This is a genomic window from Halovulum marinum, from assembly GCF_009697225.1.
In the GTDB taxonomy this organism is placed as follows: Bacteria; Pseudomonadota; Alphaproteobacteria; order Rhodobacterales; family Rhodobacteraceae; genus Halovulum; species Halovulum marinum.
The window spans coordinates 15611-28179 of the sequence record NZ_WIND01000073.1; the positions used below are offsets into that span (position 1 = coordinate 15611).

Genomic DNA, 12569 nt, shown 5'->3' on the forward strand with positions numbered 1-12569 from the left:
CCGGCGCGCGCTTGGGAAGCCCGGCGGGCCGGTCAATAGAAGGATTGCGGATCGATGTCGATGGTCACGCGGGTGTTCGACGGCACCTGCACCGAGCTCCGCCAGGCGGCGAGCGCGGCCTGCAGCGCGATGCCGCGCGGCGCCTTGACCAGCAGCCGCACCCGGATGCGGCCGCGGACGCGGGCCACCGGGGCGGCGACCGGGCCGAACACCTGCGCGCCCAGCCGGGTCAGCCCGCCGGCGTTCTGCGCCAGCGCCCGGCCGACGCCGAAGGCGCGCTGCTCGTCCGGAGCGTTGATGATCACCCCCGCCATGCGGCCGTAGGGCGGCGCGCCGGCGGCCTCGCGGGCGGCGGCCTCGGCGCGCCAGAACGCCTCCTCGTCGCCGTTCAGGATCGCCCGGATCACGCCGTGCTCGGGCTGGTAGGTCTGCAGCAGGGCGACGCCGGGCCGTTCGGCGCGGCCGGCGCGCCCCGCCACCTGGCGGATCAGCTGGAAGGTGCGCTCGGCGGCGCGCAGGTCCGCGCCCATCAGCCCGAGGTCGGCATCGACCACGCCGACCAGCGTCAGCAGCGGAAAGTTGTGTCCCTTGGCGACGATCTGGGTGCCGACGATGATGTCGGCGCCGCCGGCGGCGATCTGCTCGATCCGCGCCTTCAGCGCGCGGGCGCTCTCCAGCTGGTCCGAGGACAGCACCGCGATGCGGGCGTCGGGGAAGCGGGCGGTGACCTCCTCGGCGATGCGCTCGACGCCGGGGCCGATGGCGGTCAGCTTGCCCTCGACGTGGCATGAGGGGCAATCGGTCGGGATCGGCTGGCTGTCGCCGCACTGGTGGCAGACCAGGCGCTTGCGGAACCGGTGCTCGACCAGCCGCGCGTCGCAGTGGGTGCAGCCCAGCTGGTGGCCGCAGGCCCGGCACAGCGTCAGCGGCGCATAGCCGCGGCGGTTCAGGAACAGCAGCGACTGCTCGCCCGCCTCGATCCGGGCGCGAACCTGCTCGACCAGCCCGGGCGACAGCCAGGTGCCGCGCTCGGGGGTGTCGGTGCGCATGTCGACGGCGGCCATCTCGGGCAGCGACGCGGTGCCGAAGCGCTGCGGCAGGTCCAGCCGGGCATACTTGCCCGCGTCGGCGTTGGCCCAGGTCTCCAGCGCCGGCGTCGCCGAGGCCAGGATCACCGCGGCGTTGCTGATCGAGGCGCGCAGCACGCCCATGTCGCGGGCATGGTAGAGCGCGCCGTCCTCCTGCTTGTAGGAGCTGTCGTGTTCCTCGTCGACCACCAGCAGGCCGAGGTCGCGGAACGGCAGGAAAAGCGCCGAGCGGGCGCCGACCACCAGCTGCGCCTGCCCCTCGGCGACGGCGTTCCAGCAGCGGCGGCGCTCGGCCTGGGTCACGCCGGAATGCCATTCTGCCGGCTTGGCGCCGAAGCGTTCCTCGACCCGGTCGAGGAAGGCGCCGGTCAGCGCGATCTCGGGCAGCAGCACCAGCGCCTGCCGACCCTGCGCCAGCGCCTCGGCGACGGCCTCGAGATAGACCTCGGTCTTGCCCGAACCGGTGACGCCCTTGAGCAGCGTGGTCGAGTAACGCCTTGTGGCGACCGTCGCGCGCAGGGCTTCGGCGGCACGGGTCTGGTCGTCGGACAGCGGACGTCCGGGCAGGCTGCCGTCAAGCCGGTCATAGGGCCGGTCGCGCGGCTCGGGCACGCGGACCAGCGCGCCCTGCGCCTCGAGCCCCTTCAGCACCGAGGACGACACCCCCGCCAGCTGCGACAGCTCGCCGGGCGCAAAGCCGGCGCCGCCGTGTTCCTCCAGCACCTCCAGCACGCGGGCGCGGGCGGGGGTCATCCGGTCCGGCGCGCCCTGCCCGCGGCGCAGCACGTCGCGGGTGCCCGGCGGCTGGCCGAGGCCGGGGCAGCGGGTGGCCAGGCGCAGCATCATCGACAGCGGCGTCAGCGTGTAGTCGGCGGCGCGGGTCAGGAACTCGCGCATCTCGGGGCGCATCGGCGGCACGTCCAGCAGCCCCGCGACCGGGCGGATCTTCGCCGGATCGAAGCCGCCCTCGCCCGGCCCCCAGACCACCCCCGCCACCTTGCGCGGACCCAGTGGCACGACGACGAAATCGCCCGTGGACACGCCGCCCTCGGGGGCCTTGTAGTCCAGCACGCGGTCCAGCGGCTCGGCGGTCAGGACGCCCACCAGCGCGCCCTGCGGAAAGCTTCTGCCGTGGCTCACGCGGGCGCCTGATTCGGGTGTTTCGCCCGCCCCGCCGTTGGGCTAGACTCCGCGCCCGAGGCCCCGGAGCAGAGCAGAGAGTGCATCATGAAATTCTTCGCAGACACCGCCGACATAGACGCGATTCGCGACCTCTCCGAGGCCGGGCTGCTGGATGGCGTGACCACCAACCCGTCGCTGATCATGAAGTCCGGCCGCGACATCTGGGAGGTGACCAAGGAGATCTGCGACATCGTCGACGGCCCGGTCAGCGCCGAGACCGTTTCGCTGGACGTCGACGGGATGGTCGCCGAGGGCCGCAAGCTGGCCAAGATCGCCGACAACATCGCCGTCAAGGTGCCGCTGACACTGAACGGGCTGAAGGCCTGCAAGCTGCTGCGCGGCGAGGGCCACATGGTCAACGTCACGCTGTGCTTCTCGGCCAACCAGGCGCTGCTGGCGGCCAAGGCCGGCGCGACCTTCATCAGCCCGTTCATCGGGCGTTTGGACGACATCAACATGGACGGGATGGAGCTGATCCAGGACATCCGCACGATCTATGACAACTACGGCTTCGAGACGCAGATCCTTGCCGCCTCGGTGCGCAGCGTCAACCACATCACCGAAGCCGCCCGGATCGGCGCCGACGTGGTGACCGCGCCCCCCGCCGTGCTGCAGAAGATGGCCGACCACCCGCTGACCGACAAGGGGCTGGACGCGTTTCTGGCCGACTGGAAGAAAACCGGGCAGTCGATCCTCTGATCGGCCCGGCAGCAGCATGAGCGAAGCGGAAAAGCCTTCGACCGAGGTGCGCAGCGAGATCCTGCGCAACCCCGACGTGATCCTCGCCGACCGCGAGCTGATGAGCGCCCTGCTGGGCGCCGACGGCCCCGGCGCCGGCAGCCGCAAGATCGTCGATCTGCGCGGCAAGCTGGTCGACCGGCTGGAGGACCGGCTGGACCAGCTGGAGCAGACCAACCGCACGGTCATCGCCGCCGCCTACGAGAACCTGGCCGGCACCAACCAGGTGCACCGCGCGGTGCTGGCCCTGCTGGAGGCGCCGGATTTCCGCGCGTTCCTGACCACGCTGGGCCAGGAGGTGACGCACATCCTGTCGATCGACGCGATCCGGCTGGGGCTGGAGGCCGCGAACGCCCGCGCCGGCACCGCGCTGGGGCCGAAGGGCGAGCTGGCCGAGCTGGTCCTCGCCCTGCCCCGCGGCGGGGTGAACGCCTACCTGTCCACCGGCGCCGACCAGCCCGCGCGGCGGGTGACGCTGCGCCGCGCCACCGGCGTCTCGGACGACCTGTTCGGCGGCGAGGGCTGGATGCAGTCCGAGGCGGTGCTGCGGCTCGACCTCGGGCCCGGCACCAACCCGGCGCTGCTGAGCATGGGCGCCGAGGATCCGCAGCGCTTCACCCCGGACCAGGCGACCGACCTGCTGACCTTCTTCGGCGGCACCGTGGAACGGATGCTGCGCCGCTGGCTGGCATGAGCGACCGGCCGGCGGCGTCCGAGGGCGCGCAGGCGCTGCTGGACCGCTGGCTCTCGACGCTTTCGGGGGTGCGCAACATGAGCCCCGCCACCGTCGCCGCCTACCGGCGCGACGTGGCCGGGTTCCTGGGCTTCCTGAACGGCTACTGGGGCGAGCCCGCGGGGCGTGCGGCGCTGGCCCGGGTCGGCCCGCGCGACATGCGCGCCTGGATGGCGCACGAGCGCGGGCGCGAGCTGTCGCCGCGCTCGCTGGCGCGAAGCCTGAGCGCGGTGAAGGGGTTCTACCGCTGGCTGGCCGAGGCCGAGGGCGTGGACTGCGCCGCGGTCTCGTCGGCGCGCGCGCCCGGGCGGGCGCAGCGGCTGCCGCGCCCGGTCTCGGCCGAGGGCGCGGCGGCGGTGCTGGACCTGGCCGGCGGCATGCATGACGAGCCGTGGATCGGCGCGCGAGACACCGCCGTGCTGACGCTGCTCTACGGCTGCGGGCTGCGCATCTCCGAGGCGCTGGGGCTGACCGGCGCGGCGCTGCCGCTGGCCGAGGTGCTGCGCATCCGCGGCAAGGGCGGCAAGGAGCGGATGGTGCCGGTGATCCCGGTCGCACGCGCCGCGGTCGCCGCCTATGTCCGCGCCTGCCCGTGGCCGATGGCGGCGGACCAGCCGGTGTTCCGCGGCCTGCGCGGCGGGGCGCTGGACCAGCGCCAGGTGCGCAAGGTCATGCAGCTGCTGCGCCAGGCGCTGGGCCTGCCCGCCACCGCCACGCCGCACGCGCTGCGCCACAGCTTCGCCACCCACCTGCTGGAGCGCGGCGCCGATCTGCGCGCGATCCAGGAACTGCTGGGTCACGCCTCGCTGTCGACGACGCAGGCCTACACCGCCGTCGACGAGGCCGGCCTGATGCGCGTCTACCAGGCCGCCCATCCCCGCGGCCGGCGCCGCTGACGCGCCGTACACCCCGAATTCACGTCATCGTGCGAGTACGTTAGGGGAAAAGCCCGCGGCGCCGTGGCACAGTGCGCGCATCCGCCAGGTTCGCGGATCCGCAACGGGAGATTCCATGAAACACGCACTGGTCATCACTGCCGCCCTGGTGCTGGGCGCCGGCGCCGCCGCGGCGCAGGACTGCACCGCCGAGGGCGACGCCTTCGATCTCGACGCCGACGCGGTCGCGGCGCTGTACGACTGCATCGAGAGCGCGATGGTCGAGGGCTACACCGCGGGCGGCAACGAGATCGCCGCCGCCTACCGGGACTGGACCGTCACCTCGACCCGGCCGGCCGTCGCCGGCCCGCACGGAGAGCGGTTCCTGCAGACCTTCGCGAACGACGCCGGCGCCGAGCAGTACCTCAAGTTCGAAACCGGGGACTTCGAGATGCCGGTCGGCTCGATGCTGGCGAAGGAAAGCTTCAAGCTGACCGACGGCACCGCCGCGGTCGGCCCGCTGTTCATCATGACCAAGGTCGCCGAAGGCGAGGCCGACGAGTTCGACAACTGGGTCTACACGGCCGTGCAGCCCAACGGCGAGCCGATGAAGATCAGCCAGAGCTTCTGCAGCGATTGCCACAGCGGCTTCGAGGATCAGGACAGCCTGGGCTATCCGCTGGAAGAGGTGCGCGTCGGCGCCGGCGGCTGACTGCCCGGCCCACCTGCCGGCGGGTTCGCCGCCGGCAGCCGTTTGCGCCGGCATCGCAAAAATGTCATAGCGCGCAGATGCACCGCTTCGTCCAAGCCTTCGCCGTACACCTGCTGACCGCCTCGGGGGCGGCGCTGGCGCTGATGGCCATGCTGGCCGCGGGCCGCGGCGACTGGCCGATGATGTTCCTGTGGCTGCTGTTCGCGCTGGTCGTCGACGGCATCGACGGCCCGCTGGCGCGCAGGGTGCGGATCGAGGTGCACGCCCCGCAATGGGACGGCGTGCTGCTGGACCTGATCATCGACTACCTGACCTACGTCATCATCCCCGCCTACGCCATGGTCGAGGCGGCGCTGATCGGCCCGGGCTGGAGCCTGGCCGCCGGGCTGATGATCTGCTGCACCGGGGTGATCTATTTCGCCGACAAGCGGATGAAGACCCGCGACAACTCGTTCTCGGGGTTTCCCGGCTGCTGGAACATGGTGATCCTGGTGCTGTTCGCGGTCGACATCGGCTCGTGGGGGGCGATGCTGCTGATGATCGCCATCGCGCTGATGCAGTTCTTCCCGCTGAAATTCGTGCACCCGGTGCGCACGAGGCGCTGGCGTCCCGCGAACCTGGGCGCGATGGCGGTCTGGGCTGGCTGCGCGGTCTGGGCGGCGTGGACCTCGTTCGAGGCGCCGGCGGCGGTCAGCGCGCTGCTGGTGGCCAGCAGCCTGTACCTGATGGGCGCGGGCATCGCGCAGCAGATCGTGCCCGCGGGCCGGCCGTTCCGCCTGCGGCGTGAGGGATAGGTAATCCGCCTGCGGCGTCAGGGATAGGTCCGCAGCAGCGCCTCGGCGCCCGAGACCGCCAGCGCCTGCGGATCCTCGCCGGCGGCGGTCAGCACGAACAGCACCTGCCCCTGGCGGTGCCAGACGGCAAGCTGCGCCAGGTTCTCGAACCACAGCGCGCCGTCGCCCAGTTCCAGCCGCTCGGGCGGCGCGGTGGCCTCGCCGCCCGGCGCGAAGCGCGCCATCTGCGAGTCGAGATCGAGGCCGCCGGCCTCGATCTGCCGCAGGATCAGCAGCAGCGACGGGGCGCCGCCCGGCGCCACCGCGCGGCACTGGTCCAGCCGCAGCGCCGTGCTGTCGATCGCGGTCACCGGCTCGAACGCCACCACCGGCCCCAGTGCGTGCGCCGCGCCGCTGTCCTCCAGCGCCTCGCAGGCCGGCGGGATCGCGGTCGCTTCCTGCGCCGCGGCGGGGCCGAAAAGCCCGAACAGAAGCGCCAGCGACCGCAGCGGCATCACGCCAGCGCCGCGTCGCACCGGGCGCAGACGCCGGGATGCGCATGGCTGCCCACGTCGGGCAGGATCTTCCAGCAGCGTTGACATTTTTCGCCCTCGGCCGCCGCGAAAACCACCGCGACCCCGTCCACATCCGGCAGGGTGAAGGCATCGGCGGGGGCGGGATCGCCGCGGACCGCGATCGCCGAGGTGATGCAGACGTCCTCGAAGCTGACCGATTCGAGCACCGCGCGCACGGCCGGATCGGCGACGTGCACCACCGGCGCCGCCTCGAGGCTGGCGCCGATCGCCTTGTCGCGGCGCTGGACCTCGATCGCGCCGGTGACGACACGGCGCACGCGGCGCACCGTGTCCCACTTCGCCGCCAGATCCGCGTCGCGCCAGCCCGCGGGCGTGGCCGGGAAATCCTGCAGATGCACCGAGCTGTCGTCGCCCGGGAACCGGTCGAGCCAGACATCCTCCATGGTGAACGGCAGGATCGGCGCCAGCCAGGTGGTCAGCCGGTGGAACAGCAGGTCCAGCACCGTGCGCGCCGCGCGGCGGCGGGTGCTGTCGTCGCCGTCGCAGTACAGCGCGTCCTTGCGGATGTCGAAATAGACCGCCGACAGGTCCACCGTGCAGAACTGGAACAGCTTCTGGAACACGCCCTGGAAGTCGAACGCGGCATAGCCCTTGCGCACCGCCTCGTCCAGCTCGGCCAGCTTGTGCAGCACCCAGCGCTCCAGCTCGGGCATCTCGGCCTCGGGCAGGCGCTCGGCCTCGGAAAAGCCCGACAAGTTGCCCAGCATGAAGCGCATGGTGTTGCGCAGCCGGCGATAGCTGTCGGCGGTGCCCTTCAGGATCTCGGGGCCGATGCGCTGGTCGGCGGTGTAGTCGGTCTGTGCCACCCACAGCCGCAGGATGTCGGCGCCGTACTGGCGGATGATCTCGTCGGGCAGGATCGTGTTGCCCTTGGACTTCGACATCTTCTCGCCCTTCTCGTCGAGCGTGAAGCCGTGGGTCACCACGTTGCGGTAGGGCGCGCGCCCAAGCGTGCCGCAGGCCTGCAGCAGCGAGGAATGGAACCAGCCGCGATGCTGGTCGGTGCCTTCCATGTAGACGTCGGCGATGCCGTCCGGGGTGCCGTCGGCGCGGTCGCGCAGCACGAAGGCGTGGGTCGAGCCCGAGTCGAACCAGACGTCGAGGATGTCGAACACCTGCTCCCAGTCCTCGGGGTCGTGGTCGCCGCCCAGAAAGCGCGCCTTGGCGCCATCGGCGTACCAGGCGTCGGCGCCCTCGGCCCGGAACGCCTCGGCGATGCGGGCGTTGACGGTCGGGTCGCGCAGCAGGAAGTCCGGATCGTCGGGCCTGGCGCCCTTCTTCACGAAGCAGGTCAGCGGCACGCCCCAGGCGCGCTGGCGCGACAGCACCCAGTCGGGCCGCGTCTCGATCATCGCGTACAGCCGGTTGCGGCCGCTCTGCGGGGTCCATTTCACCAGCCGGTCGATCGAGTGCAGCGCGCGCTTGCGGATCGTCTCGCCCAGCTCGCCAAGGCCGTCGTCCAGCGGCTTGTCGATGGCGACGAACCACTGCGGCGTGTTGCGGAAGATCAGCGGCGCCTTGGAGCGCCACGAGTGCGGGTAGGAGTGCTTCACCCGGCCGCGCGCGATCAGCCCGCCGACCCCGGCCAGCGCCTCGATCACGCGCTTGTTGGCGTCCTTTTCCTTGCCCTTGTGATCGAAGATCACCGCGCCGCCGAACAGCGGCAGGTCGGCGCGGAAGCTGCCGTCCTCGAGCACGTTGTAGGTCATCGGCAGGCCGTGCTTCTGGCCGATCACGTAGTCGTCGGCGCCGTGGCTGGGCGCGGTGTGCACGAAGCCGGTGCCGGCGTCGTCGGTCACGTGCTCGCCCGGCAGCAGCGGCACGTCGAAATCCCATTCGCCGTCCGCGCCGGCCGCGCCGCGCAGCGGATGCGCGCAGGTGACCCGCTCCAACTCGTCGGCGGACACTTCGCGCACCTTTTCCCACTTCGCGACGCGGGCCTGGGTCATCACGTCGTCCGCCAGCCGGTCGGCCAGCAGGAAGGTGTCGTCGACCCGGGCCCAGTTGTCGGCATCGGCCTCGACCACCCGGTACAGCCCGTAGGCGAGATCCGGGTTGAAACTGACCGCGCGGTTCTGCGGGATCGTCCACGGCGTGGTGGTCCAGATCACCACCTGCGCCTCTTTCAGCTGGTCGACCAGCAGGTCCGAGCCGTAGCCGACATAGTCGTCGGGCTCGTCCAGCGGGCTGGGGCCGTGGGTGGCGTTCACCACCGGGAACTTCACCCAGATCGTGTGGCTCTGGTGGTCGTGGTACTCGACCTCGGCCTCGGCCAGCGCGGTCTTCTCGACCACCGACCACATCACCGGCTTGGAGCCCTGGTAGAGGCTGCCGTTCATCAGGAACTTCATGAACTCCTCGGCGATCACCGCCTCGGCGTGGAAGTCCATCGTCAGATACGGATCGTCCCACTTGCCGGTGATCCCGAGGCGCTTGAACTCCTCGCGCTGGACATCGACCCAGTGCTCGGCGAAGCGGCGGCATTCCTGACGCAGCTCGACCACCGGCACGTCGTCCTTCGACTTGCCCTTGGCGCGGTACTGTTCCTCGATCTTCCACTCGATCGGCAGGCCGTGGCAGTCCCAGCCGGGCACATAGCGCGCGTCGAAGCCCATCATCTGGTGGCTGCGCACGATCATGTCCTTGATCGTCTTGTTCAGCGCGTGGCCGATGTGCAGGTGGCCGTTGGCGTAGGGCGGGCCGTCGTGCAGAACGAACGGCTGGCGGCCTCCGGCGGTCTCGCGCAGGCGGTCGTAGACGCGCAGCCGGGCCCAGCGGTCAAGCCACTCGGGCTCGCGCCTGGGCAGCCCCGCGCGCATCGGGAACTCGGTCGTCGGCAGGTTCAGCGTGTCTTTGTAGTCGGGTGTGTCGGCGCACATGTCGCGCTCTCCGTCGGTCGGATCGTCGGGGGATGTCGTCTCGGATGGCTCGGCGCGGCGGGTCTCCTACGCCAGTGGTCCCGGCGCCTCAGGATGCGAGGGCCGGGAACGTAATTCGAATGGCGATGCCGAGAATGGTCCGCATGGGCCTTGCTTATAGGTTGGCCCTCAGGGTCCGTCCACCCCGGTTTCGGGCGGCGGAGCGGCGCCCCCCGGCGGCGCCTGCGGGGGCGGCGCGGCGAAGGCGGCCTCCATCCAGCGGTTCAGCATCGCAAGGCCCGCCAGCGACAGCCCGAGCCCCAGGAACGAGACCACGCGGATCAGCCCGGTCAGCCCGGCCATGTCCACCAGGAACACCTTGGCGACGGTCAGCCCGACCGCGCCCAGCGCCAGCCGCCGCAGCACGGCCGAGCGCCGCGCCCAGGCCGCCGCCATCAGCGCGGCGGCAGTCAGCAGCAGCGCGACGGTGTAGGAATAAAGCTCGGGATCGGTCACCCCCGGCTGGTCCATGCGCGGCCCGCGCCAGAGATGGCGGATCTCCAGCGCCAGCCAGTGCGCCAGCATCGCCGCGCCCAGCCCCGCCAGCGCGCCGCGCAGCGGGCGCGGCAGCTCGCGCAGCCAGTGGGCGCCCGCCAGCAGCACCAGCGCCGGCAACGCAAACGCGACCAGCAGCGGGTTCAGCAGCCACGGCCCCGGCACCGGCTCGGGGAAGACGCCCCAGACCGGGTGCAGCAGCGTCAGCGTCACGCCGAACGCCGCCGCCGCGACCAGCCCGGCCAGCGCCGCGAGGCCGAGCCGCAGCCAGCGCAGTGCGCCGCCGAGACCGGCGCGGTGCACCTGTCCCAGCGCCACCACCAGCCAGACGGTGCCGTAGAGGCCCGCGATCCAGAAACCGTCCTCGCCGAGCCCGCGCGCCAGCAGCACCGAGACGAACACCCCGCCCGCCAGCCACAGGCCCGACTCCAGATACACCGCCTGCCGCACCCGCTGCCGCTGCCGCACCGCCCACAGCGCGCCGGCGAACATCGCCAGCACGCCGCCGTAGGCCAGCAGCACCGCCGCCAGCGGCGCATCCAGCGCCCAGGCGACGCCGGGATCCAGCACCAGCCGCCAGCCGGCGACGATCACGCCCAGCGCGGTGAACGCGCCCAGCTGCGGCAGATCGAACCGCCGGTCCAGCAGCGCCGAGGCCAGCACCATCACCGCCAGCGCCACGGTCAGCGCCGCCTTGGTGAACACCACCACCGCGCCCAGGCTCAACATCGTCATCGCCGCGATCGCCAGCACCGCGACGCCCAGGCCGGGGCCGCCCTGCGCGCGGGCGTGGCGCTCGGCCAGCACCGTCAGCAGCACCGCCGCCGCGACCGCGTGCAGCGCCCAGGGGTAGCCGCCCAGCACCGCCGCCGGCTGCCACAGCGCCTCGAGCAGGACCAGCGCCACCGGCCCGGCCAGCGCCGCGCCGAAGGCCCAGGGCACAGCGGCCCGGCCCGGCGCCGCGGCGCGCCAGCCGGCGACCAGGCTGGCGGTCAGCGCGCCCGCCGCCAGGATCGTGACGCTGGCCGGCGGCAGCGCCTCGGCGTCGGCCTGCGGCAGGGACCAGCCGGTGAAGGACCGGAACACCGCGCCGCGGTCCAGCGCCTGCAGGACCAGCACCGCCCAGAAGCCCAGCACCGGCAGCGCCGGCAGGTCGGCCAGCGCCGGCGCGTGGCGCAGCCAGAGCGCGGCCAGAAGATAGAGCGCACCCAGCGCGGCGCAGGCCGCCCAGAACTCCGCCGGCCCCTCGCCGGCGACCCAGACGGCGACGGCGCTGGCCGCCGCCATCGCGCCGAACGCCAGCCGGGTGGGGAACTCGGGCCAGCGCGGCCTTGCGCGCCTCGCAAGGCGCAGCAGGCTGCCGCTGACGGTCTCGCCGCGCTGGTCGGGAACCACGCGCCAGACCGGCACCGCGGCGGCCGCGCCGGCGGCGACCAGCGCAAAGCCCAGCTGCGCCGCGCCGCCGCCCTGCGCCAGCGCCAGCAGGCCGGCCGCGGCGAAGCCCAGGCCCAGCGCCAGCACCGACACCCAGGCCCAGCGCCGCGCCGCGTCGATGCCCAGCCCCACCACCGTCACCAGCGCGAAATAGCCGTGCAGCCAGGACGGGTCCTCGGCCTCGCCGCCCACCAGGAACGGCGCGGCGAACGCGCCCAGCAGGCCGACGCAGGTCAGGAACGGGCCGTGGTACCAGCCCAGCAGCAGCGCCCCCGCGCCGGTCAGCGCCAGCCCGGCGAAGGCCGCCTCGGCGCCGATCAGCCCGTACAGCTGCCGCGCCGCCAGCACGCCCACGAACACCGACACCAGCCCGGCGCCGGCGAAGGTCTGCGGCACGAAGGCGGTGGCGTGGTCGTCCTCGGCCCCGCGGCGGCGCATCCACTCGCCCGCGCCGATCAGCGCGAGGCCCAGCGCGACCGCGCCGAGAACGCGCATCCATGGGGTCAGCAGGCCGGTCTCAATGCCGTACTGCACCAGGAACACGCCCGCCAGCGCCAGCGACAGCGCGGCGACGGCGAGGAACCAGTTGGCGCGCAGCCAGTGGCCGGCCTCGTGCAGGCGCTGCTGGCGGAAGACGAAGGCGCGGGGCGGGCGCGGCGACGCGCCGGATGCCGCTCCGGGTTCCGCGCCGGGCGCGGTGGCATCGCCTTCGGGCGGCGCGGCGGCGGGCGGCGGCGCGGCGGACGGCGGCGGCGCGGTTTCGGGGATGAACGGGCGGTCCTGCGGCAGCGGTGCCAGATCGTCGGCCGAGGGGCGCGGCGGCGCGGCGGGCGCGCGTGGCGCCGCCGGCTGCGGCGCGCCGGACGCCGGCCGGGCGCGCTCAAGCCCCTGCACCCGCCGCTGCAGATCGGCGCTGCGCACCAGCAGAAAGATCACCGCCACCGGCAGGCCCAGACCGTACGTCAGCGCCAGCAGCCCGAGGATAAAGCCCATGCCTGCCCTTCCCTGCCTCCGGGGCGATCTTG

The 12569-nt window shown here is 72.8% G+C and carries 9 protein-coding genes; 5 read left to right on the forward strand and 4 right to left on the reverse strand.

Annotated elements, in window-relative coordinates; genetic code table 11:
- Positions 1-32 precede the first annotated feature (32 nt).
- The gene (locus GE300_RS22145) at positions 33-2228 is read right to left on the reverse strand and encodes a primosomal protein N' (protein WP_325063365.1); all 2196 of its coding nucleotides are present in this window, start codon (positions 2226-2228) and stop codon (positions 33-35) included.
- Between the two features lie 87 nt (positions 2229-2315).
- Here GE300_RS22145 and fsa point away from each other — a divergent pair, with 87 nt between their 5' ends.
- The 5 genes from fsa to GE300_RS22170 all read left to right on the forward strand — a co-directional run bounded on the left by fsa (position 2316) and on the right by GE300_RS22170 (position 6122).
- A complete protein-coding gene (gene fsa / locus GE300_RS22150; RefSeq protein ID WP_154449721.1) occupies positions 2316-2969 on the forward strand; it encodes a fructose-6-phosphate aldolase in 654 nt (217 codons plus the stop codon).
- A gap of 16 nt (positions 2970-2985) precedes the next feature.
- Positions 2986-3702 (forward strand): DUF484 family protein, encoded by a 717-nt coding sequence (locus GE300_RS22155; protein WP_154449722.1) that lies wholly within the window; start codon positions 2986-2988, stop codon positions 3700-3702.
- Entirely contained in the window at positions 3699-4637 is a 939-nt protein-coding gene (locus tag GE300_RS22160; protein ID WP_154449723.1) for a tyrosine recombinase XerC, read from the forward strand. The genes GE300_RS22155 and GE300_RS22160 overlap by 4 nt, the downstream gene beginning before the upstream one ends.
- Positions 4638-4752: 115 nt before the next feature.
- Positions 4753-5328, forward strand: coding sequence for a cytochrome P460 family protein (locus GE300_RS22165; RefSeq protein ID WP_154449724.1), 576 nt, complete (start codon positions 4753-4755; stop codon positions 5326-5328).
- A 77-nt stretch (positions 5329-5405) separates the two neighbouring features.
- A complete protein-coding gene (locus GE300_RS22170; RefSeq protein WP_154449725.1) occupies positions 5406-6122 on the forward strand; it encodes a CDP-alcohol phosphatidyltransferase family protein in 717 nt (238 codons plus the stop codon).
- A 17-nt stretch (positions 6123-6139) separates the two neighbouring features.
- On the opposite strand, the gene GE300_RS22175 is transcribed toward GE300_RS22170, so the two are convergent.
- From GE300_RS22175 to GE300_RS22185, 3 genes are all read right to left on the reverse strand, one after another.
- Entirely contained in the window at positions 6140-6616 is a 477-nt protein-coding gene (locus GE300_RS22175; protein WP_154449726.1) for a hypothetical protein, read from the reverse strand.
- Entirely contained in the window at positions 6616-9576 is a 2961-nt protein-coding gene (gene ileS, locus GE300_RS22180) for an isoleucine--tRNA ligase (RefSeq protein WP_154449727.1), read from the reverse strand. The genes GE300_RS22175 and ileS overlap by 1 nt, the downstream gene beginning before the upstream one ends.
- A 168-nt stretch (positions 9577-9744) precedes the next feature.
- Complete coding sequence (locus tag GE300_RS22185; protein WP_154449728.1) at positions 9745-12537, reverse strand: DUF2339 domain-containing protein; 2793 nt, start codon at positions 12535-12537, stop codon at positions 9745-9747.
- Positions 12538-12569 lie beyond the last annotated feature (32 nt).